Genomic DNA, 20,853 nt, shown 5'->3' with positions numbered 1-20,853 from the left:
CGACAGACTGGGGACATGGAAAACATGGTGGCCCGCTGGCGCAGGGAGCTGCGCGGCACATTCAGCAACAACTCGCCCACCGTTCCGCAATGGGAGCTTGACCTGGAAAAGGGCGACGACGGAGGGTACTTTGGGCCGGAATCGGCGGCCTGGGCTGTGCACGGCTCAATGACGACGCTCGTGGCCGGCATCCAGTCACTGCTCATCCAGGCGCTGCACCCGGGAGCGCTCGCAGGCGTCCACGACCACTCCAGCTACCGCACCGACCCGCTGGGCAGGCTGGCCGGCACCATCCGCTGGATCTTCACCGTCAGTTACGGCGACACCGCGGCAGCCCGGGCGGCGTCGGAGAAGGTGCTGCGCATTCACGAGTACATCCGCGGGCGCTACACCGCCAACACCGGTGAACAGCGTCCCTACACCGCCAACGATCCGGACCTGCTGCGCTGGATCCACCTCGCGTTCACCCAGGCCTTCCTCGGCACCCACCAGGCCTACGGCGCCGCCATCCCGGGAGGGCCCGACGCCTACATTTCAGACTGGGCTGTGGCCGGGGCGCTGATGCGCGTGGACAACCCGCCCACCACCGTGGCCGAACTGCAGGCCCAGCTGGCGGCCTTCCGCCCCGAGCTGCGCTACGACGACCGCGTGGCCGAAACGCTCGCGTTCATCAAGCACCCGCCGCTGCCGCAGTCGCAGCAGGGCGGCTACCAGGTGCTCTTCGCCGCGGCCGTGGCCTCCCTTCCGAAGGAATACCGGGACCTGCTGCGGCTGGAAGTGCCGAAACTTGGCCGGGTGCCGCTGCCGGTGACGGTGCCCGCGAAGGCCGTGCTCGCCGTCGTGCATTGGAGTTTGGGCGCCCAAGGACCCAGCGAGGCGTCAGCCCTTGCCCGCCGGAAGCGGCTGGGTTTGGAGGGGACTCCCAGCAAACGCCGGTAGGCTGTTCACGGCACTTTGCCGACCTTTTCGCTTTCGAACCAAGGACTGTACCCAGCCCATGTCGCCACGCACTTTCTACCGCGCACTGTCCATCGCCGAGGCCGTCACCTGGACGCTGCTGATCGCCGGAATGATCATGAAATACGCCCTGAAGATGGGGGACTGGCCTGTTACTGTGGGCGGATTTGCGCACGGTCTCGTGTTCATCGCCTACGTGACCACGGCCGTCCTGGTGGGGCTGAACCAACGCTGGCGCCCGCGGATGATCGTGGGGGCCGCGTTGACCGCCTTCGTACCGTACTTGACCATTCCCTTCGACAGACGGCTTGAAAAGCAGGGCAAGCTCGACGGCGAATGGCGCACCTCCGCGACCAGCCACCCGGGCGACGGGCACTGGGTGCAGATTGTGCTGCGCTGGATGCTCAACCGCCCGGTGCTGCTCAGCGTGCTGTTCGTGGTGTTTGTCGGCGGCATCATGGGGACCATGATGTTTGTTGGCCCTCCCGGCGGCCGCGCGTAACTTTTCCCGGAGCGGGGTGGAATAGCTTTGGCCGATCTATGCCCGGCAGGGTCGCTGCTCCGACGGTCCCTTGCCCGGCGAGGCCTTACACGGCCACGTGCCTTACTCGGTGAGGCCTGTGCGGAAGGCCGTGAGCTGCCGCTGCATGTCCCAGTAGGGGGTGGCGGTGGGCAGCTGGCGGCCGTCGCGCAGGGCATTGACCGCGTCAACTGCCGCGTCCACGGCGCGGCGGTACGGCAACGAGCCGGAACTGACACGCCGGACACCCAATTCCCCGAGCTGGGCCACGGCCAGTGTTGGATGCGCCAAGACGTTGACCGGCAGGGTGATCCCGGCAGTAATGGCTTGGATGTCCTCCGGCCGGGCCAGGCCGGGAACAAAAATCCCATCCGCGCCAGCCTCTTCGTAGCGGCGGGCGCGGGCCAGGACGGCATCCACGGTGGCCTGTTCAGACACCCAGAAATTGTCCACGCGCGCATTGATGAACACCCCGGGACTGCGCTGTTTGACCGCAGCGATCTTGGCGGCGGAAGCAGCCGGATCCACCAGCTGCCCGTCGGTGCTGTCCTCCAGGTTGACCCCGGCCACGCCCCATGCTGACAGTTCGGCAACAAGGTCAGCGACGTCGCCGGGGACATCGGCATAGCCGTCCTCGATGTCTGTGCTGAGGTGAACCTTGAGAGGGCGCAATTGGGTGGCCAGGGCGATGGTGGCCAGCCTGCTGGAGCGGCCGCCGTCGGGCATTCCCGCGCTGGCGGCAATGCCGAAACTCGTGGTGCCCACCGCCGGGTAGCCCGCCGCCACGAAAGCCAGGGCCGAGCCGACATCCCACGCATTGGGCAGCACCAGTGGGGCATTGCCTTGATGAAGTTCCCGAAACGTGGCCATTCTCATTCCCAACTGCAGCAGCCGACTGATGGAATTCCCTCCAGTCTACAAGCGCCGCGCTGTCAGCAACCCCGGACGCAGTTCCGTCAGCAACCCCGGCAGCAGCCGCGCAACAGCCTCGTCAGACGCGGCCTATTGGTCGGCGGCGTAGGGGTTGACCGTCTTGTCGGCGAAGGGGACGAACCAGTCCGAGATGTCCAGGTTCGCCATGCCGAGGGACGCGAGTGCGGGATCGCTGCCCACCCCGTCCAGCGCCGGATCGTAGAGCAGTTCGTGGTCCAGGTCTTCAAAGAGGGAGTCTTCCAGGGAACCGCGCCAGTCCTCGGGCAGCTCCAGGGATGGGAACAGGTCCGGCAGGATTTCCACCCCGTCCAGGACCAGCCGGAGCGCAAGCTCCTGCGCCACACAGCTCGGTGCTGTGAAGGACGATGCGAAGGCGGTGCCCAAATCGAGTGCCACGGCCAGGAACCTCTGCGCGAACAACGGCCCATAACTGGCGCTGTGCAAGGGAGGTAGGCTACTCAGCGCCAATGCCTCATCGATGGCGTCGGGAGCCTCGCGGAGCATGGAAATGTCGTCAAAGAGTTCGTCGATGAGCGATTCGTAGGCCCAGTGGACGGCGCCGCGCAGCATCGTGGCCCCATGCAACGATTCGGCACGGGCATCGGGATCGCCCTCTTCCGCGTAGTAACCCAGCCGTTCCAGGTCCAGGCCCGGCAGCTTGTCTGCATCGACAAAAATCTTCGCCAGCCAGTCTTCCTCACTGTTCAGTCCCTCACCGGACTCCAGGGCAGCCGTCCCGGCTTCCTCCTCGCCTGCCGCGAAATCGTCCGCAGCAAGATCGGCGCCGTCCGCCATGTCCACCCACATGGTGGCACCCACCGCCACGACACCCGGAATGCCGCCGACCACCTCGGACGGTTCCACCAGCATCATGAGTGCGGCATCGGGCCCTTCGCCGGCCTGCTCCAGCATGCCGGCCAGAGTTTCCGGATCGCTCCCGGCATTGTTCTGCGCCCACGAGCGGGCGTGCGCCTGCACCGCTCCGGCGTCGGTGAATTCCAGGTCCAGTTCAAGGTGCAGCCGTGCGGTGCGGGTCGTCTCCATGCACGAAATCCTATCCCGCAACCGGGCTGTTGCCACCTTGCCTGCCACGCCGGGCCGGACGGTGCTACCCGCGTTCCATAGGATGGAGGGGGTCAAGTACCCCGCTGTCGACCACGAAGGGACCCACAGCATGAAGATCGGCATCATCGGGGCCGGCATTGGCGGTCTGGTCGCTGCCCTGTGGCTGCAACGCGACGGGCACCAGGTTGACCTGTTCGAACAACAGGCCCGGCCGGCTGCCATCGGTGCGGGCCTGTCACTTTTTGGAAACTCCTTTGACGCGCTCGACGCCGTTGGGCTGGGATCGCTCGTCCGCCGGGTGACCAGCGGGGAAGCCGCCGCGTTCAAGGCCGGCCAGCGTTCGCCGTCGGGCGCGTGGATGGTGGTGCTGCCGCCCAAAGCCACCGCCTCCCTGCGCGCCGTGCACCGGGCGGCCCTCCACAACGCGCTGACAGAAGCGCTCACGCCGGGCACGCTCCACCTTGGTGCTGACGCCGCCGTTTCCCCGGAGGGCGCCCCGGAGATCACGGTCAATGGCGGCACCGGGCACTTTGACCTGGTCATCGCCGCCGACGGCATCAACAGCGCCGCCCGCCAGGCACTTGGCCTCGATCCCGGCCTGCGCTACGCCGGCTACACGGCCTGGCGCGGCGTCACCGACGGGCCCTTCGACCTGGGCAGGGAAGCGGGGGAGACGTGGGGGCGTGGCGAGCGCTTTGGCATGGTGCCGCTGCCCGACGGGCGGGTTTATTGGTTTGCCACGGCAAATTTGCCCCCGGAAACACGCCTTGCGGATGACCGCGCCGAGCTGCTGTGCCGCTTTGGCAGCTGGCATCAACCCATTGCCGCACTGCTGGAAAACACCGCCCCGGACGCCGTCCTTAAACACGACATCAGGGACCTTGCCACGCCGCTGCCGTCCTATGGCCGCGGGCGCACCCTCCTGCTGGGTGATGCCGCACATGCCATGACCCCTGACCTGGGCCAGGGTGCCGGGCAGGCCATCGAGGACGCCGCCGCGATCGTCCTGCTGGCCCGCGAGGGACGGCTGGGGCTGCCGTCCTATGACAAGGCACGACGGCGGCGCAGCCAGTTGATTGCCTCCCGGTCCCGTGTGATGGGAAGGGTGGGGCAGCTGTCCTCACCGTTTGCGGCCGGCTTGCGGGATGCTGCGCTGCGGCTGGTGCCGGGGTCAGTGGTTGGCGCGGCTGCCGTCAAGTTCCAGGCGTGGGCGCCGCCGGGCCGCTGATGCTGCCGACGGCTACGTGTCCAGGGGCTGCGTGCCCAGGATCCGGCGGATCCAGGACAGGATCGTCTGCAGACTTTCCGGATCGAGCCGCGTGCCGGCTTCGTTGTAGCCGTTGCCGGGCGTCGCGGCCACCTCTGCCGGGGTCCGCGCGTCGTGCTTGAACACGTGGTTGGCGTCCGGCGGGAAGGCGAAGGCCACGTTGGGCATCCCGCCGGCAGCTTCCTGGAGGGGCCCGCCGTCGAGCTTCTGGTCAATCTGCACATCCCGGCCGCCGATCAACACCAAGGTGGGGATCTCCACCCGGCGCAGCGAGTCGATCGCAGACTCCGTCCACAGCTCACGGGCCAGGGGGAGGTTTGCGGGTGTTTCAAAACTGGCCAGCACCAGCTTGACGCTGTCTGGCAGGGCCGGATCCGGATTCATCGGCTCGCCGGCGGCGTAGCGGTCAGCGGCCTCCGCAACCTTGGCCATCATCTCGGCGCCGCCGGGATCCTGGGCGGACTGCAAGGTCAGCTGTGAGAGCAGGATATCTTGGATCGGACGGCCCGGCGGCGCGGCCAGGACGATCCCGGCGAAGGGGACGGGCTGGTCACTGGTGGCGTAATGGAGCACATGCAGGGTCCCCTCGCTGTTGCCCAGGCCGATGATTTTCGCGCGATCCACCCAGTCCAACGCCGTGAGCGCGGTGACCGCGGCGGCCAACTCGTCCAGGTGGGACTGCATGCTCAGCTTCCCGATGAGCTGGGGAATATTATCCATAACGTGCGGACCGGAAGCCTGCTTGTCGTAGCGGATGGAGCCAATTCCCGCGCGGGCGAACTCTTCGGCAAACAGCCGCCCGCTGCCGTTACGCCCGGGCAGCATAGGGGAGCACCAGTCCCTGTCCGTTGGCCCGCTGCCGGCAACAAGCACCACGGCGGGGAAGGGTCCGTCGCCGTCTGGCCGGAGCGCTGTGCCTTCCATGGTGATCCCGCCAAGCTGCCAGGACACGTCCCTTGAAGTTGCCATGCCGCAAGTCTCACAGCGAACTTTCTGCCGGGCAACCCCTGGCGGCCAGTTAGGCTGGTGGATCGGAACTCAACTGGACGGGCGGACCATGGATTATTTGGCAGCACACGAGCGTGGGACCGGCCTGGGATTTCGGGCCTTTAAGCCGGCCGACATTCCGGCCGTCCACGAGTACGCCTCGGACCCGGAAGTCTGCCGCTGGTCCACGTGGGGCCCCAACACCTTGGACCAGACCGCTTCCTTTGTCGAGGAGGCCGTGCGGGGGAGCCTCGTGGGAAGCCCGACGGCGTTCGCCCTCGCCGCCGTCGTGGCCGGGCGGGCCATCGGGTCGGTATCCGTCTGGACCACCGATGGGCACGACCGCAACGGCGAGCTGGGCTACACCTTCCACCGTGGGCACTGGGGCAAAGGCTACGCGACGGAGGCTGTCGGCCACCTGCTGCACCTGGGGTTCGATGCCTTGGGCCTGGAGCGGATCAGCGCCACCTGCCATCCGGGAAACTTTGGGTCGATTCGCGTCCTGGAAAAGTGCGGCTTCAGTTATGAAGGATTGCTGCGCTCCCACCGCCTGGTCGACGGCGTGCGCCGTGACTCGCTGCTCTTTTCGAAGCTGCGCGGGGAGCATATGCAGTAGCGGCACCGCGTTTTGGGGGTGCGGGGTTCTGTTGGCAGCCGGACGGTAACCTGATTTTATGCAAATCGTACTGATGGACCAGGTCGTGGACACCGACTATGGACAGTTCGATGTCATGTGGGTATTGGGCGGTGGGTTCGATGGCAACTTCGATCGCAACTTTGCCGGCCAGGTCAATGGGCTGGTTGGTGCAGCAGCCCCGGAATGTGTGTACCTCAAACTTGCCCGGCGTTCCGGCGGTTCCAGTGTGCGGATCGTCCTGTTGGATTCCGCTCCCGGCATCGACGACCTGCAGTGGGAGGACGTCGTCGAGGTATCCATGGTTGTCCCCGCCGGGCAGGGGATGTGGTGGTTCGGCTGGGCCGGCCAAACCGGCGGGACCCTGGAAGGCGTGCAACCGGGCAGCTATCGTTTGCGGGTCAGCGCCAGAGGCCGGGATGCGGGCTTGGAGGGTGAGTTCTCAGACCAGCTCCTCGACTTCTATCTGCTGGAACTATGGCCTGCAACGTGGCAGCCGGATGCGATTTTGCGTGTGGGCAGCGAAGACGCAAAGTATTGGCACCGTGAGGTGGGCGGCCGCAGGTAGCTGATCCCGGCCGACCCGCGCAGGGCAGGCCTGGGGGTGTTAGGCGGATCACACCGCTCAAAGGACACGAACGGCTTCATCCACGTCCACGCCGTCGCGCTTGCTGGCTGTGGCCAGTTCCATGGCCGCAGCCAGGACGTCGCGGGGAATGGCCGAGGCCTCTGCACTGTGCCACCGAGATCGAAAAGGCGTCGGTGGCAGTCGAGGCTGGCTTTCGCCCGCTGTCTGTGTTTAGCAGGACGGCGGATTGAGTAAAGCCGGGCACAATGGATTTGATGGTGCACATGGGGTAGGGGCAGTGCTGCAAATGGTGGACCAGTAGGCACTCCTGCCGTGGCTGTGGCCTGCGCGGCCATGGCAATCGTGGAAAATTTGAGTTCCGAGCATTCCAAGCGCTGGGAAATTCGTCTCAGAACCGGTAGTAGGGACAACTTGGCACATCGCACTGCCCGACACAGGCCAGCTTTCAGCCAATACACAAGATCTTGTGATTTTGTTTATGGGCTGTCCACAGCCAGGGATCGACCGATTCCACCAACGGAAACCAAGGAGTCAATATGCAGCTCGAGAACAAGGTAGTCGTCGTTACCGGGGGTGCTTCAGGAATTGGGGGTGCGATTTCCAGGGTGTTAGTGGCCCGCGGGGCCAAAGTCGTCGCGGTTGATGTCAACGGAGAGGCGGGAGAATCCCTTAAGCAGGAACTTGGGGTGAACGTCCGGTTCGTCTTGGGCGATGTCAGCGAGAAGGCGGTTGCAGCGGCCGCCGTCGAACTGGCCGGCGCAACCTTTGGCGGGTTGGATGGCTTGGTTAACAACGCCCATGCTTCGCGACAGGCCATGTTCAACGACCTGACCGAGGAACAGTGGGATCTGTCCTTCAATACGGGTTTCCGTGCCACCCGCCAGTTCATGGTGGCTGCCTATCCGCTGCTGGCCGTCAACGGCGGCTCCGTCGTGAACTTCGGTTCGGGCTCCGCCATAGTCGGACAGCAGACCCAGGCTGCCTATGCTTCGGCCAAGGAAGCTATCCGCGGGCTGTCCCGTGTCACTGCCAACGAATGGGCCAAGGACAACATCCGCGTCAACGTTGTCTCGCCCATGGCGCTCACCGCAGGGGTGAAGGCGTGGAGCGAGGCCTTCCCGGAAATGTACAAGGATTCCCTCGCCAAGGTGCCGCTGGGGCGCTTCGGGGATCCCGAAGCAGATGTTGCACCGATCGTCGCATTCCTGCTCTCTGACGATTCACGGTATATGACCGGTCAAACCCTCATGGCGGACGGTGGAGCCAACAAGCTCTACTGAGCTTTCCCACCATCGACTTCCACGTCGGCCGCGGCAGGCCTCCCGAAGGTGCGTAGTTCGGGCCTGAGCCGTAGGGCTTTCCGTTAAATTAAATCCGGTCGGTGGCCGGCCTTGCTACCGGTGCGCGCCTTGGTGAACTCGCCGGCAGCGAGGACCCCGGCGGTGTGGGTGAAAGTGTAAATCCTGTTGTTGTGGGTTGGGTAGTTTGGTGATTGAGGCGTCAGCAGGGGTGGCCTTCGGGCTTCTTCCCTGGAAGCCGTCGCCAGCACGGCGTCCGGCCCTCCGCCACCACGCGCCAGGCCGTCGTTGAGCCGCGCTTCGGAGCCTGAATGGCATCAGCGGCTGGCATCAAGAAGCCCCCCGGGCGTTGGTGACAGCTCTCGCAAGCACCACTTCACCCAGAGGCCCTCTTGTTGTCATGCAGCCACGCCGTGTGTAGCAAGCATCCGTGGGAAGTGCATCCAGACGACGGATGGTTGCCACCATCGATCAATGAGCTCCCTCGTTGCCGCTGAGCCGGCTTGATCAGTCCTTGGGTGGAGAAGTTAGTTGCCTATGGTGTGAGTCCCGGGAAGCTGGACTACTCAGCCAGCGCTGCGATGACTTCCTTAGCCACGTCCTCGCTGGACTGGGGGTTCTGGCCGGTAATGAGGTTGCGGTCGCGGACCACGTGGCTGTTCCATGCTGGCCCGGATTCCACGATGGCTCCCTTATCCCGTAAGACCGTTTCCACGAACCAGGGTGTGTTGGGGCCGGTGCCGCCGGTCAAGTCCTCCTCGTCCGTAAAGACCGTGAGGCGGCGGCCGGTGAAAAGGAATGTGCCGTTGTCATCGGTGGCGCTGAGCAGGCCGGCGGGAGCGTGGCAGAACGGTGCAATGATGCGACCGGCCTGGTCTGCTTCGATCAGGATCTTGCCCAGGTCCGCATCCGTGGCGAGATCCGCCATGGGGCCGTGGCCGCCTGGCATGACGAAGGCTTCGTAATCGGCGGTACGGACGTCGGCCAACACCAGTGGGTGGGAGAGTTCGGCATCGATGGCTGCTATATAGGCGCGGAAATCGTCCGCTTTTTCAAGGCTGCCGGCCGCCTCGGCAGTCAGGCTGACCTGGTCCACGGTGGGCTTCACCCCGCCCGGAGTTGCGAAGTCCACAGTATGTCCGGCGTCACGCAGGGTGTGGTGGGAGGCCACCAACTCTTCAGCCCAGTAGCCGGTGGGATGCACACTACCGTCACGCATAGTAAGTGAATCGGCGGCCGAAACGACCATGAGGATCTTTGCCATCGTGTTCTCCTGTCAGCCGTCGCTTCCGACGGTCTGCTGTGTTGGGGTAATTGTTTGGTGGAAGCACTCCGCGGTACGTGAATACCGGGAACCTTTGGGTGATGCGCTGGGAGGGGTTGGCCGGCAACCGCGAGCTCCTCGCAGCTGGCGTTGTCCAGAGCGCCCCGGCGGCTGAAATGCAGGCTTGGGGAATGAATCCGATACCGTTCTTGGGGCCGAATTCCGGCGCAGCCTGCCGAAACAACCGGGCGGGGACGAGTGCATGTCTCGTGTGGCCCCTGCCCCGTTCATCGTGCCTTAGAGCGTGGCTGTGTCTATGACGAAGCGGTAGCGGACGTCGGAGGCCAGGACTCGTTCGTAGGCCTCGTTGATCTTGCTGGCCGGGATGACCTCGATCTCGGAGCCGATGCCGTGCTCGGCGCAAAAATTGAGCATTTCCTGCGTTTCCTTGATGCCGCCGATCGCGGAGCCGGCGAAGGTGCGCCGTGCCCCGATCAAGGAGAACGCCTGCACGGGCAGAGGCTCGGCAGGGGCACCCACGCTGACCAGTGCGCCGTCGAGCTTGAGCAGCTGGAGGAAGGCGTTGATGTCGATGACGGCGCTGACGGTGTTGATGATCAGGTCGAAGCTGCCGGCGAGATCCGAGAACGTGTTCTCATCACTGGTGGCATAGTAATGGTCCGCGCCCAAACGGAGGCCGTCTTCCTGCTTCTTCAGCGACTGGGAGAGCACGGTGACAGTGGCTCCCATGGCGTGGGCGATCTTCACGGCCATGTGGCCGAGCCCGCCCAGGCCCACGACGGCGACGTTCTTTCCAGGCCCGGCACCCCAGTGGCGCAGGGGTGAGAACGTGGTGATGCCGGCGCACAGCAGCGGGGCGGCGACGTCCAGCTCCAGGGCGTCCGGGATGCTCACCACGAAGTTTTCTGTTACCACGACGTGGCTTGAGTAGCCGCCCTGGGTGATGGTGCCGTCGCGGTCCATGGCGCCGTAGGTGCCGGTGTTGCCGTTGAGGCAATACTGTTCCTCGCCAGCCTGGCAGTTGGCGCATTCGCCGCAGGAGTTGACCATGCAGCCAACCCCGACTCGGTCGCCGACTTTATGCAAGGTGACGTCCGAGCCGACCTCGCTGACGATCCCAGCGATCTCGTGGCCCGGGGCCAACGGGTACTGCTGAGGGCCCCAGTCGCCGCGGACAGTGTGGATGTCGGAGTGGCAGATGCCGGCAAACTTGATGTCGATCAACACGTCGTGCGGGCCGACGTCCCGGCGCCAGATGGTGGTGGGAATGAGCTCGCCGGTGGCCGAGGGCGCGGCGTAAGCCTTGACTGTAGACATTATTTACTCCTGTTGTTGATGTGAAGGAAAGATTTTTTGGGGATGGGGGAATGGGTGAGGCTGAACGCGAAGGCAACGGCACGCCGTCGTCCCTGGCAAGCCCTCTGCCGGTGCAGGGGCAGCAGCCCTGGATCTAGGGGTCAGCGGCGCAGTGCATTCCAGGTGGTGCGGTGCCCCTCGATGTCGGGGTCTGGTTGGGTGGCCTTGTTGGTGGCAGCCCAGCTGGAGAGCAGTCGCAGGCCGTCTTCTGAGGAGGATCCCGGCTCGGCGCTGTAGGCGAACATCGTCAGGCCGGGGGTGGCACTCAGCTCCAAGGCGTTGAAATGCAGTTCGAGATCGCCCACGGCCGGGTGGCGGATGGTCTTGACTCCACTGCGGTGGTGGCGAACGTCGTGCTGGGCCCAGCGCTGGCGGAATTCCTCGCTTCGGGTGGACAGTTCCCCCACTAAATCGGTCAGGCACCGATCATAGGGGTCGCGTCCGGCTTCTGCGTGGAGCATGGCCACTACGGTGTCTGCGGCCAGGTTCCAGTCTGTGTACAGGGAATGTGAGCGCGGGTTGAAGAAGACGAACCGCGCGTAGTTGAGCTGCTGTGCCTGGTCCTGGTATGCCTCCGAGTAGAGGGCGCGCCCCAGTTCATTGGCTGCGACAACGTCCAGATGCCCGTTCTGCACGAAGGCCGGGATCCCCGTCATGCCGTCCAGGATGTACTGGATGCTCGCGTCGATTGCCTTGGCGGGCTGACGCCGTGTCCGGGGCGCCGGGCCTGCAGCCCGGGCCAGGTTGAACAGGTGCTGGTGTTCGGCCTCGGTGAGCCGCAGGGCGCGGGAGATGGACTCCAGGACGGAATCCGAGGCTCCTGCCAGGCTGCCGCGTTCCATGCGGGTGTAGTACTCAACGCTCACCCCGGCCAACAGGGACACCTCTTCACGGCGGAGCCCGGGCACTCGGCGAATGCCGCCAAAAGTGGGCAGCCCCACCTGGGCCGGCGTGAGCTTGGCCCGCCGGGAGGCAAGGAACTCACGGATCTCGCTGCGGTTGTTCATGACAACCACGTTACGCCCGCCGCCCGGGTCCGTGGGAGGCCCTGAGAGTGCCTGTGAGCGACACCATAGCCAGCAAGGGGGTCCCCGGAAACCCCGGGTGTCCGCACACCGAAAGCCGGGGTGCGGTCGGGGAACTGCCGCCAGCCCGGGTGTTGAAGCGGATGGAAGCTCTGTCTCCGGCGCCCCGTCAGCTTGTTTGGGTGCAGCCCGCCAATTTAGCTTGTGCACAAATTACTTGTGTGCAATGCTTCAACTATGGATGCCAGCCAAAGTTTCACTGAGGAAGATTCTGATCCTCTGGACCAGATGGTTTGTTTTGCCCTGTATGCCGCGGCGCGGGCAACAAACCGCCGTTACGTTGCCCTTCTGAAGCCATGGGGATTGACGTATCCGCAGTATTTGGTTTTGGTTTTGTTATGGTCACGGCGATCCTTGGCCGTCAAAGACGTCGCCGGGCACTTGAAGCTGGATTCTGGCACCACCTCACCGCTGATCCGACGATTGGAGGCCAGGGGTTTCCTCGAACGGCAGCGTTCCATGGACGATGAGCGCGCTGTGATCGTCTCCTTGACCGAAGCCGGCGCGGCCTTGAAGGAAGAGCTGGCCCACATTCCAGGATGCGTTGCAGCGGCAACCCAGCTCACCGTGGCTGATGGGAAATCGGCGCTCTCTTTGCTTCATGACGTAGCTTTCAACCTCTCCAGCGCAACTGCGCAGGGAGTCCACTTTCAGGAAAGGCACAACGAATGACACCCCTTTACACCGCAGAGGCACTCTCCACCGGAGCTGGCCGGAATGGTCGCGTCGCCACCACCTCGGGCACGGTCGACCTCGGACTGGCGATGCCCAAGGAAATGGGTGGATCGGGGAATGGTGCGAACCCGGAAGAACTATTCGCAGCAGGTTACGCCGCCTGCTTCCACTCCGCACTGCAGTTGGTTGCGCGCAACCAGAAAGTAGCCATCTCAGACACGTCCGTGGGCAGTCGCGTGCACCTCCTGCCCAATGGCAATGGTGGCTTTGTTCTCGCTGTCACCCTCGAGGTGGTTATCCCCGGGATGGAGCACGACCAGGCGCAGGCCTTGGCAGATGCAGCTCACCTGGTTTGCCCATATTCCAATGCCACCCGCGGCAATATCGACGTCATCGTCAACGTCACTGACGACTGATCCCGTCAGTTGGAACAGGCTTCCTTTCCAGGCCGCCCAAAGCTTCCATGCCGCCCCAAGCAAGGAGCGACATGCGCAGCCTCACCACCATGACCCGGACCGTCGGCCGGCTGGTACTCTGCGGCTTCCTGATAAGGGCAGGGACCGGCCATCTCGGCAAGCATCGGAAAGATTTCCAGGAGCAAGTTCCGGAGTGGCTGCCCACGTCGAAAGACACCGTTGTTCAAGCCGCCTGCGGGATCGAGATTGCACTTGATGCTGCTCTTCTGACCGCAACCCAGCATAAAGCTCGAGTGGGGCGGGCCACGGCGTTGTTCTTCGCCTTGATCTTTCCCGGCAACATCAACCAGTTCGTCACCAAGACGCCGGCCTTTGGGCTCGACACAAACCGGAAGCGTGCCATCCGCCGTCTCTTCCAACCTGTTTTGTTTGTTTTGGCGCTGTGGTCAACACGTAGCGTCCCCAAGGCGTAGAGCCTCCCACTTGCATCGAAAACGCCTTTCCAATGACAGCAGCTTCCAGAGAGACGTCGAATCACTATGCCATTGATGGGCATGAATCGTGCCCGGCCCGGCCCTCCCCGGCCCGCGGAGGGCAACGGAAAGCTGCGTCCGGAGGGCGTCAGGGGAATAGTGCGGTGCCATATCGTCTAAAAAGACCGACGTGAGGTGGCTCCCGGTGGAATGCGCGTAGCGCAGATGGGCAACGTGGGCGTTCCCCTTTCCACGTTGAAAAGCGCTGGAACCACATGACTGCCGTTGCTAGGTCGGAAGAACGACGGCGGTCACCCCGCCTGACGCAGGTCAGAGGTGCTTTTTTGTGCCCCGGGCGGGAATTGAACCCACGACCAAGAGAAACTCAGGACTCTCATGCCAACAGACTCCGTTGACGGTCAAAAACCCCGTGTTCCCGGGTGAATCTGGCGCGACGGGGCCCCTTTGGCATGCCAATAATTGTTGCGGGTTGTCGTTGAAGAACGTGAGTAAAACGTGACGAGCACCTGCAGCAAAGTGCCGGAGCTGCAGTTTGATGGCTGTTCGCAGGTTCATCGACACGGTGGACGGTATGTCACCAGTTGTGAAAGGACAGCCGTCGTGTGTCACTGATTCGCGTTGTTCAGGGCGTGGTTTCGGTCCCGCCCGATGTACGGCCAAGATCGGCGTTTAAGATGCTTTTTGGTGACTTCTTGTCGGCGGAGTAGAGCGTCATTTGCCATGATTTGGGGACCGTTTGCCTCCAACAGGCCAACCCTGTCAGCCCAAATTGGGATCAATTCTGAAAGCCAAATTGCGAACAGTTAGTAGGTCGCGGAATACCCGCGGGGGATTGCCAAGGGGAGAGTGGGCGACGAGATCGCCGGGATCATTGGTGACAGGTGTTAAAAGCTGAGGGCCCCGCAGCTCCTGGCTACGGGACCCTCAGTAATCCATAACAGGGAACCTGCCCCTGTCTTCAACTACAGTTTACTACTGTGAACAGGCGCGAACAAATAAGTGTTGAGGCGGTCCTGCTGCGGCGGCTGAGTCCGCCGAGGTTGGCGCCGTACCTCGACACGGCCGGGAGCCTGCAGGGTGCTGTGCGGCTCTATCGGTGGAACGTTGAACTTTCTGGGGCTGTATACGAGGCTCTGCACATTTTTGAGGTCGTCTTGCGTAACGCTATGGACGAGCAATTATGCCTTTGGAATGCCGGTCAGGTTGACCCGACTACGCGGGAGTCGCATTCCAGCGATTGGCTCCTGGATCCTTCCATCTTGCTGGAGCGCGTCGTTGGCCGGGACCTGCCAGAAGCGAAGAATCGCGCCGGTCATTCAACCAGGGCCCGGCCCAAGGATCAGCGTGATCCGTTGCACGCGGACATTCTTGCCGCTTTGTCCATGGGGACCTGGCGATTCCTTCTCCCAGGACGCAAGGACCTGGGCAAGCAACTGCTCTGGGATGAAGCACTGCACTATGCCTTCCCGCATCTTCGGCGACCGGTCCACGAGCTTGAACGGGCGGTCGACGGTGTCTACCGCCTAAGAAACAGGGTGGCGCATTTAGAACCACTCATCAATAGCAGCATCGCTGCACAGCTGGCCAACATGAGGACAGTCATCGGCGCTATCGACCAGGACCTACTCTCCTGGTTCGCATCCGTGGAGAAAATCGGCGCCACCCTGAAGGCACGTCCGAAACCTTGACGGCAGAGCCACCGTGGCTGAATGAACGTCCACCACCTCCGGTTTTCAGCCCGGTCATGTGCGTCAACGACAACAAGCAAGATGGTCTGGCCTGTCGCGGACATGTCAGGACCTCGTGGAACTTGAATTTATTGGTAGATGCTCTTGGGCAGCGACGGAGTCAACGCTGATTGAAGATGTGGAGGGAGGCACAGGATGGCAACATCTACCGAAGAGATGTTGGCGAAGCACCCCTTTGGCCAGATTGCCGTGGAGGAGCATAAGAAGCGCATGTTCGTTGAGGTTCGGGGCTGCCTTCTGCGAGAACAGAAACATCACCTCGGACACGAAGGAATGACTTTCTCGAGACGGTGACGATAGCAGAACACTGTAGATCGGGACCAGTTCGCACCGCCACCCACTCCCCTGAAATCGAAGTTGAGATGTGTCCCGTATACCCTCCCATCACCGGGCTTAATCTCGGGCGGGGTATACGGGACACCCATCGAGCGGCAATATCAAAAGGGCAGGTCAGCAGGCGGTTGTCTCACTGAGGGACCGGCTTGCGGGACGAAAATTCACTAGCCCGAATCTTCGAAGACACAGGTGTGGTCTAGTCGAGATAGCCTTCGCTGATCGCACGAAGTGAGAGCAGGTGATTCTGGTATGCGCGATGTCCTTTCATTGTCGACTCGACCCAAGTTCGCGGACGGTTGCCGACATAGCCCTTGGTGACTTTCACGTAACCGACCTTCTCCAAGTGGCTGATGGCCTTGCTCAGCACGGAGTCATTGGCTTCGAGGACATCTCGCAGGGTACGGAAATCAACTTCAGTACGGTGTCCCAGCGCGGCCATCAGGGAGAACCGGATCGGTGTCTGAAAGGCGTCGTCCAATCCGTGTCGTGGGTGAGCCATGACCGACCTATCTGTGTCGCGCCCGGGTGGGCAGGAAGGATGCGATGAGCATAACGAGGAAGACGAGGATGCCTACGGACACACTATTCGGGGTTGTAATCCAGCTTGTATGCGAAAGTAGCACGGACAGCAGGAACAGCACACTGACCACGATTCCGAACGCCATCCAATGGATTGGTCCCCACTCGTAGCCCGTCCGGGGAAGCCCCCACCGTGCCTGCCAACCGATCAGCACGACAACGAGCGACATCATGACCACGGCCGACACGAGTGGAAACCACGCCTGGGTGATTGTCGCCGCGAGCAGTCCTGCGGCGACACCGATCAATGTCGTAGACAGCCGCGCAAGTCGATCCAGAGGCTCATTCCCCCAACGGTCGGAGTCGGACGCCGGCGAACGGCGGAGCTGCCGAATCGGACCGGTCGCCATCGTGACAAATATTGCCACCACCACGAGCAAATTTAGACCCCAGGGATAGTTCACTCCGGCAATACTGAGTCCGGCGAGCGTCATGAATCCGACGATGATCAGCCCATAGGCGATCCAATGCCCTGGCGCCGGTTTCGTCCGGATGCCGAATCGCTCCCGTGCGCCTCTCACCAGCGAACTAAAGAGCAGCACGGGGAAGACAAGGATTCCGCTGCTGGAGTAGCCGCCCGCACTCACCACCTCGTTGACGGTCCGACCACCGAAGGAGAACAAGAACACGGCTACATAGACGGCCACGATGATCGCACTCCAGAGTGTGAACAGTGCGAACGCGCGTGACGGGCCCTGAAGACTGGTCCTGCTGCGCAGGGCTTCGTAGTTCCGCAGTTGTCTTGCAGCACTGTCCTGAGAAGGGTAAGCCTGTTCGTTTTCCATATGGAAAGTATAGTCGTCATGGAACATGAAAGCTACCGTTCGTTCAGGTGAGGCCAGCAGGGGCAGTTGCTTCGCTAAGGGACATGCGTTCTAGGTATTGTCCTTGTCCCGGTAAAGGTTCCCCTTACGGGACTGTGAAAGTTGGGATTTTGGCTGACCGGAAGAAAGTCGGACTGGTGCGGCATGTCGATGTGGTTCGTTGGGCCGTTGGTGCGAGGAATAATTGCCGAATTGCGTGGGGTGGAGGGTTAACGCTTCCGCACGCGTTCTTCTTGCTGTTTTGTGGGCAGGATTCCTGCTCACTGGCGGTCGTCAGTGCCGCGAGTACGGTGAACGGAGGGCCAAAACTTTGCAGCCGCCGGCCAAAGCAAGGTTGGTCAGGAGAATCTCCGGAATCACGCGGATTTTACGCCCACCGGTTGAAAAACGGGACGATAAACGGAGGCTTAATTGGACCCGAACAAGCCAAAAACGTGATCAACTTTTCGATCAAAAACGTGAGTAGAACGTGATTTGGCGCCCCAGTGCGCACGTCAGAAACAGTAAAACCGCAGGTCAGAGCGACATTTTGTGCCCCGGGCCGGACTCGAACCGGCGGCCAAGAGATTAGAAGGCTCCTGCTCTATCCGCTGAGCTACCGAGGCGTTGGCCCAATCAAGGGCCGCATCTAAATTATCAGGTTTATCGCGGGATCTCTTCCTCCACAGGTGGGGCCAGGTGCCGACATGTCCACATTTGGTCATTGCACCCTAGTCAGTGCTGTTGTAGGGGAGTTTGCTGGAGACCAAGGAAACACCGCCGCAACTGCGGCCCATCGAAAGGCAGTGCAATGGCAAATCAGATCACCCTCAGGGGCTTTCTCAGTTCCAGCGTTGAATCCCACACCCTGGACAACGGCCTGATCGTCGGCAACTTTCGGATGGGTTCCGCCATCCGCAAGCTAGATTCCATTACGAATCAGTGGGTCGACGGCCCGACGAGCTGGTTCCGGGTCAACATGTTCAGGTCTCTCGCCACGAACACCATGCTCAGCATTGGCAAGGGCGACCGTGTCTTGGTCATTGGCAAACTCAAAGTAGTCTCGTTCCTGCGCAAGGACGGCACTCCCGGAACCGGTGTGGAAATCGACGCCGACAGCATTGGTCCGGACCTCCAGTTCGGCACGGCCACGTACCACCGGGGTGGCGGTTTGCGCACCGTCGGTCAGGACAATTCCCAGAACGACGCCGGAGCCTCCTATGGGGGAGGGCTCTCGCTGGTGGGGGCTGAGGGTCGCCCCGCCGCAGGCAGCGAGCCCGCAGATCCGGAAGGCGAGGACGATGACGACATGGCCGATGACGGCCAGACTGCGGCCAGGGAAAGCTCTGTCTCTGAAGACAGCTCTGAAGGCACTGAAGACAATGGTGGGCTGGAGGAAGGCGAGCACGCCGACTCACAGACGGGTGAAATCACATCAGTCGGGTCTCCGTTCTAGCCGGGCCCAATACCCGTCACGAATACGGCCGGTGAACATGGCAGAATGGCGGGGTGAACTTGGATCATATGACATTCCGCCGCCAGCCCATGCCGGCGTCGACGAAATTCCGTACCAGGGTCGTTGTGCTGCTGGTGGCTGGTTCCGTGGCTCTGAGTGGATGTTCACTGCTGCCATTCGGAAACGAGGGGTCGAGCCCAGCCCCGTCGACCTCCCCGGCTGCACCGGCACCAGGGGAAAACGCGCAGCCTGAGGCCCCCAAAACTCCGGCACAGGAATTCTCGACGAAACTCGCCGCCTCGCTCGGCAGCCTTGCCACAACCACCAAATCGCCCAATCGCGATCAAATACGGGCGGCCATGGTTGAAGCAGGGGCCAATAACGACACTCTTGAAATCTCTGTTGACATCACTCCGACAGGGCTGGCCGTGGACGCCATCGAGGCTGCCGACGTGGTTGACGGGGAATGCGTTGTGGGCCAGGTCCGCGAGGGCCAGGTAGCTGTTTCACTGCTTCCAGTGCTAAACAGCGGCCGCTGTTTCGTAGGCGACATCCACTAACACCGGCGCCGCCGTCGACGCTTTGCTCACATAGACGGTCGCAAATGTGGGATATATGCCCGCACCCACTAACCTTGGTGGTATGGCGGAATTTATTTATACGATGTCCAATGCCCGCAAGGCTGTTGGCGAAAAACTCATTCTTGACAACGTAAGCATGTCTTTCTACCCGGGCGCCAAGATTGGTGTCGTCGGACCCAATGGTTCCGGAAAGTCCACCATCTTGAAAATCATGGCTGGCTTGGACATCCCTTCCAACGGCGAGGCTCGCTTGAGCCCCGGTTACACTGTCGGCATCTTGCTCCAGGAGCCGCCGCTGAACGAGGAAAAGACAGTTCTGGGCAATGTCCAGGAAGGCGTTGGCGAGATCTACGCAAAGATCACTCGTTATAACGAGATCTCCGAGGAAATGGCCAGCCCCGATGCTGACTTTGACACTCTCCTTGAAGAGATGGGCAAGCTGCAGGAAGCAATCGATGCTGCGGACGCCTGGGACATTGATTCCCAGCTCGAGCAGGCCATGGATGCTCTTCAGTGCCCGCCGGGAGACTCCGACGTCACTGTCCTCTCCGGTGGTGAGCGCCGCCGTGTTGCCTTGTGCAAGCTCCTTCTGCAGAAGCCCGACCTGCTGCTCCTCGATGAGCCCACCAACCACTTGGACGCCGAGTCCGTGAACTGGCTGGAACAACACCTCAAGAACTACGCCGGCGCCGTCTTGGCCGTAACGCACGACCGTTACTTCCTGGATCACGTTGCCGAGTGGATTGCAGAAGTTGACCGAGGCCACCTGTACCCCTACGAGGGCAACTACTCCACGTACCTGGAGAAGAAGCGTGCCCGCCTTGAAGTCCAGGGCAAAAAGGACGCCAAGCAGGCAAAGCGCCTCACCGAAGAACTCGAGTGGGTCCGCTCCAATGCCAAGGGGCGCCAGACCAAGTCCAAGGCCCGGTTGGGTCGCTACGAGGAAATGGCTGCCGAAGCCGATCGCACTCGCAAGCTTGACTTCGAAGAAATTCAGATTCCCCCGGGCCCGCGCCTGGGTGGCATTGTGCTTGAAGCCGAGAGCCTGAAGAAGGGCTTCGGCGACCGCGTCCTGATCGACGGACTAACCTTCACGCTGCCCCGCAACGGCATCGTCGGCGTCATTGGCCCGAACGGCGTCGGCAAGTCAACGCTGTTCAAGACCATTGTTGGACTTGAAGAGCTCGACGGCGGCAAGCTCAAGGTTGGCGAGTCGGTCAAGATCTCCTATGCGGACCAGGACCGCGGCGGCATCGACCCGGACAAGACCCTGTGGGAAGTTGTCTCCGACGGACTGGACTTCATCCAGGTCGGCAACGTTGAAATGCCTTCACGTGCCTATGTTGCAGCCTTTGGATTCAAAGGACCAGACCAGCAGAAGAAGGCAGGTGTGCTCTCCGGTGGTGAGCGCAACCGTCTGAACCTCGCTCTGACCCTCAAACAGGGTGGCAACCTGTTGCTTTTGGATGAGCCCACTAACGACCTGGACGTGGAAACCCTCAGCAGCCTTGAAAATGCGCTGCTGGAATTCCCCGGCTGTGCCGTCGTGGTCTCTCACGACCGCTGGTTCCTTGACCGTGTGGCCACCCATATCCTCGCCTACGAAGGCACCAACGAGAATCCGGCCAACTGGCATTGGTTCGAGGGCAACTTCGATGCATACGAGGACAACAAGGTTGAGCGTCTCGGCGCCGACGCTGCACGTCCGCACCGCGTAACGCACCGTCGCCTCACGCGAGACTAGAAGTACACAAGAAATGGCCGGTTCCTCATGGGGGCCGGCCATTTT

21 protein-coding genes and 1 tRNA gene are annotated in these 20,853 nt (G+C 62.4%); 13 read left to right on the top strand and 9 right to left on the bottom strand.

What is annotated here, in order from left to right; all coding sequences use genetic code 11:
* Positions 1-15 precede the first annotated feature (15 nt).
* Complete coding sequence (locus art_RS05175; protein ID WP_038462924.1) at positions 16-939, top strand: oxygenase MpaB family protein; 924 nt, start codon at positions 16-18, stop codon at positions 937-939.
* Between the two features lie 58 nt (positions 940-997).
* A complete protein-coding gene (locus tag art_RS05170) occupies positions 998-1,459 on the top strand; it encodes a DUF3817 domain-containing protein (protein ID WP_038462922.1) in 462 nt (153 codons plus the stop codon).
* 102 nt (positions 1,460-1,561) lie between these two features.
* Here the strand turns inward: art_RS05170 and art_RS05165 are convergent, their stop codons facing one another.
* Both art_RS05165 and art_RS05160 read right to left on the bottom strand, forming a co-directional pair.
* Positions 1,562-2,347 carry an isocitrate lyase/phosphoenolpyruvate mutase family protein gene (locus art_RS05165; RefSeq protein WP_038462920.1) on the bottom strand — a complete coding sequence of 262 codons (786 nt, stop codon included), beginning with the start codon at positions 2,345-2,347 and terminating at the stop codon, positions 1,562-1,564.
* 132 nt (positions 2,348-2,479) lie between these two features.
* Positions 2,480-3,454, bottom strand: coding sequence for a hypothetical protein (locus art_RS05160; protein ID WP_038462918.1), 975 nt, complete (start codon positions 3,452-3,454; stop codon positions 2,480-2,482).
* A 130-nt stretch (positions 3,455-3,584) separates the two neighbouring features.
* Between art_RS05160 and art_RS05155 the strand changes: the two genes are divergently transcribed.
* Positions 3,585-4,703 (top strand): FAD-dependent monooxygenase, encoded by a 1,119-nt coding sequence (locus tag art_RS05155; RefSeq protein ID WP_038468820.1) that lies wholly within the window; start codon positions 3,585-3,587, stop codon positions 4,701-4,703.
* Between the two features lie 12 nt (positions 4,704-4,715).
* Here art_RS05155 and art_RS05150 read toward each other — a convergent pair whose 3' ends face one another.
* On the bottom strand, positions 4,716-5,711 hold the full coding sequence (locus art_RS05150) for an alpha/beta fold hydrolase (protein WP_038462915.1): 996 nt from the start codon (positions 5,709-5,711) through the stop codon (positions 4,716-4,718).
* 88 nt (positions 5,712-5,799) lie between these two features.
* Here art_RS05150 and art_RS05145 point away from each other — a divergent pair, with 88 nt between their 5' ends.
* The 3 genes from art_RS05145 to art_RS05135 all read left to right on the top strand — a co-directional run bounded on the left by art_RS05145 (position 5,800) and on the right by art_RS05135 (position 8,232).
* Entirely contained in the window at positions 5,800-6,345 is a 546-nt protein-coding gene (locus art_RS05145; protein WP_052136021.1) for a GNAT family N-acetyltransferase, read from the top strand.
* Positions 6,346-6,403: 58 nt separating this feature from the next.
* Entirely contained in the window at positions 6,404-6,931 is a 528-nt protein-coding gene (locus art_RS05140; protein WP_038462913.1) for a hypothetical protein, read from the top strand.
* Positions 6,932-7,488: 557 nt separating this feature from the next.
* A complete protein-coding gene (locus tag art_RS05135) occupies positions 7,489-8,232 on the top strand; it encodes an SDR family NAD(P)-dependent oxidoreductase (protein ID WP_038462911.1) in 744 nt (247 codons plus the stop codon).
* Between the two features lie 580 nt (positions 8,233-8,812).
* Here art_RS05135 and art_RS05130 read toward each other — a convergent pair.
* From art_RS05130 to art_RS05120, 3 genes are all read right to left on the bottom strand, one after another.
* On the bottom strand, positions 8,813-9,514 hold the full coding sequence (locus art_RS05130; RefSeq protein WP_038462909.1) for a type 1 glutamine amidotransferase domain-containing protein: 702 nt from the start codon (positions 9,512-9,514) through the stop codon (positions 8,813-8,815).
* A 297-nt stretch (positions 9,515-9,811) separates the two neighbouring features.
* Positions 9,812-10,852, bottom strand: coding sequence for an NAD(P)-dependent alcohol dehydrogenase (locus art_RS05125; RefSeq protein WP_038462907.1), 1,041 nt, complete (start codon positions 10,850-10,852; stop codon positions 9,812-9,814).
* Positions 10,853-10,992: 140 nt separating this feature from the next.
* Positions 10,993-11,898, bottom strand: a complete 906-nt coding sequence (locus art_RS05120; RefSeq protein ID WP_038468815.1) for a helix-turn-helix domain-containing protein — start codon at positions 11,896-11,898, stop codon at positions 10,993-10,995.
* Positions 11,899-12,153: 255 nt separating this feature from the next.
* On the opposite strand from art_RS05120, the gene art_RS05115 reads away from it, so the two are divergent.
* The 4 genes from art_RS05115 (at position 12,154) to art_RS05100 (ending at position 15,249) form a co-directional block, all read left to right on the top strand.
* On the top strand, positions 12,154-12,648 hold the full coding sequence (locus art_RS05115) for a MarR family winged helix-turn-helix transcriptional regulator (protein ID WP_253901485.1): 495 nt from the start codon (positions 12,154-12,156) through the stop codon (positions 12,646-12,648).
* Complete coding sequence (locus art_RS05110; RefSeq protein ID WP_038462905.1) at positions 12,645-13,067, top strand: organic hydroperoxide resistance protein; 423 nt, start codon at positions 12,645-12,647, stop codon at positions 13,065-13,067. Before art_RS05115 ends, art_RS05110 begins: the two co-directional genes overlap by 4 nt.
* Before the next feature lie 71 nt (positions 13,068-13,138).
* A complete protein-coding gene (locus art_RS05105) occupies positions 13,139-13,540 on the top strand; it encodes a hypothetical protein (RefSeq protein WP_253901484.1) in 402 nt (133 codons plus the stop codon).
* 1,187 nt (positions 13,541-14,727) lie between these two features.
* Positions 14,728-15,249, top strand: coding sequence for a hypothetical protein (locus tag art_RS05100; RefSeq protein ID WP_157875151.1), 522 nt, complete (start codon positions 14,728-14,730; stop codon positions 15,247-15,249).
* A gap of 592 nt (positions 15,250-15,841) precedes the next feature.
* On the opposite strand, the gene art_RS05095 is transcribed toward art_RS05100, so the two are convergent.
* The 3 genes from art_RS05095 to art_RS05085 all read right to left on the bottom strand — a co-directional run bounded on the left by art_RS05095 (position 15,842) and on the right by art_RS05085 (position 17,653).
* Entirely contained in the window at positions 15,842-16,123 is a 282-nt protein-coding gene (locus art_RS05095; protein ID WP_253901483.1) for a transcriptional regulator, read from the bottom strand.
* A 28-nt stretch (positions 16,124-16,151) separates the two neighbouring features.
* A complete protein-coding gene (locus art_RS05090; protein ID WP_038462899.1) occupies positions 16,152-17,036 on the bottom strand; it encodes a hypothetical protein in 885 nt (294 codons plus the stop codon).
* A 544-nt stretch (positions 17,037-17,580) separates the two neighbouring features.
* Positions 17,581-17,653: transfer RNA gene (locus art_RS05085), tRNA-Arg, on the bottom strand.
* Between the two features lie 185 nt (positions 17,654-17,838).
* Between art_RS05085 and art_RS20835 the strand changes: the two genes are divergently transcribed.
* From art_RS20835 to ettA, 3 genes are all read left to right on the top strand, one after another.
* Positions 17,839-18,483 (top strand): single-stranded DNA-binding protein, encoded by a 645-nt coding sequence (locus tag art_RS20835; protein ID WP_052136019.1) that lies wholly within the window; start codon positions 17,839-17,841, stop codon positions 18,481-18,483.
* 53 nt (positions 18,484-18,536) lie between these two features.
* Positions 18,537-19,043 carry a hypothetical protein gene (locus art_RS22880; RefSeq protein WP_253901482.1) on the top strand — a complete coding sequence of 169 codons (507 nt, stop codon included), beginning with the start codon at positions 18,537-18,539 and terminating at the stop codon, positions 19,041-19,043.
* Between the two features lie 82 nt (positions 19,044-19,125).
* Positions 19,126-20,808 carry an energy-dependent translational throttle protein EttA gene (gene ettA / locus art_RS05070; protein ID WP_038462896.1) on the top strand — a complete coding sequence of 561 codons (1,683 nt, stop codon included), beginning with the start codon at positions 19,126-19,128 and terminating at the stop codon, positions 20,806-20,808.
* The last annotated feature ends 45 nt before the right edge of the window (positions 20,809-20,853 follow it).

The sequence above is a fragment of the Arthrobacter sp. PAMC 25486 genome, from assembly GCF_000785535.1.
GTDB lineage: Bacteria > Actinomycetota > Actinomycetes > Actinomycetales > Micrococcaceae > Specibacter.
Note: the sequence above shows the minus strand (reverse complement) of the source record. Positions and strands in the feature narration are given on the sequence as shown.

Coding starts and splice junctions, on each gene's coding strand:
- art_RS05110 (WP_038462905.1), top strand. CDS start 12,645: ATGACACCCCTTTACACCGCAGAGGCACTCTCCACCGGAGCTGGCCGG.
- art_RS05090 (WP_038462899.1), bottom strand. CDS start 17,036: ATGTTCCATGACGACTATACTTTCCATATGGAAAACGAACAGGCTTAC.
- art_RS05130 (WP_038462909.1), bottom strand. CDS start 9,514: ATGGCAAAGATCCTCATGGTCGTTTCGGCCGCCGATTCACTTACTATG.
- art_RS20835 (WP_052136019.1), top strand. CDS start 17,839: ATGGCAAATCAGATCACCCTCAGGGGCTTTCTCAGTTCCAGCGTTGAA.
- art_RS05140 (WP_038462913.1), top strand. CDS start 6,404: ATGCAAATCGTACTGATGGACCAGGTCGTGGACACCGACTATGGACAG.
- art_RS05165 (WP_038462920.1), bottom strand. CDS start 2,347: ATGGCCACGTTTCGGGAACTTCATCAAGGCAATGCCCCACTGGTGCTG.
- art_RS05115 (WP_253901485.1), top strand. CDS start 12,154: ATGGATGCCAGCCAAAGTTTCACTGAGGAAGATTCTGATCCTCTGGAC.
- art_RS05145 (WP_052136021.1), top strand. CDS start 5,800: ATGGATTATTTGGCAGCACACGAGCGTGGGACCGGCCTGGGATTTCGG.
- art_RS05150 (WP_038462915.1), bottom strand. CDS start 5,711: ATGGCAACTTCAAGGGACGTGTCCTGGCAGCTTGGCGGGATCACCATG.
- art_RS05175 (WP_038462924.1), top strand. CDS start 16: ATGGAAAACATGGTGGCCCGCTGGCGCAGGGAGCTGCGCGGCACATTC.
- art_RS05135 (WP_038462911.1), top strand. CDS start 7,489: ATGCAGCTCGAGAACAAGGTAGTCGTCGTTACCGGGGGTGCTTCAGGA.
- art_RS05105 (WP_253901484.1), top strand. CDS start 13,139: ATGCGCAGCCTCACCACCATGACCCGGACCGTCGGCCGGCTGGTACTC.
- art_RS05170 (WP_038462922.1), top strand. CDS start 998: ATGTCGCCACGCACTTTCTACCGCGCACTGTCCATCGCCGAGGCCGTC.
- art_RS05160 (WP_038462918.1), bottom strand. CDS start 3,454: ATGGAGACGACCCGCACCGCACGGCTGCACCTTGAACTGGACCTGGAA.
- art_RS05125 (WP_038462907.1), bottom strand. CDS start 10,852: ATGTCTACAGTCAAGGCTTACGCCGCGCCCTCGGCCACCGGCGAGCTC.
- ettA (WP_038462896.1), top strand. CDS start 19,126: ATGGCGGAATTTATTTATACGATGTCCAATGCCCGCAAGGCTGTTGGC.
- art_RS05155 (WP_038468820.1), top strand. CDS start 3,585: ATGAAGATCGGCATCATCGGGGCCGGCATTGGCGGTCTGGTCGCTGCC.
- art_RS05120 (WP_038468815.1), bottom strand. CDS start 11,898: ATGAACAACCGCAGCGAGATCCGTGAGTTCCTTGCCTCCCGGCGGGCC.
- art_RS05100 (WP_157875151.1), top strand. CDS start 14,728: ATGGACGAGCAATTATGCCTTTGGAATGCCGGTCAGGTTGACCCGACT.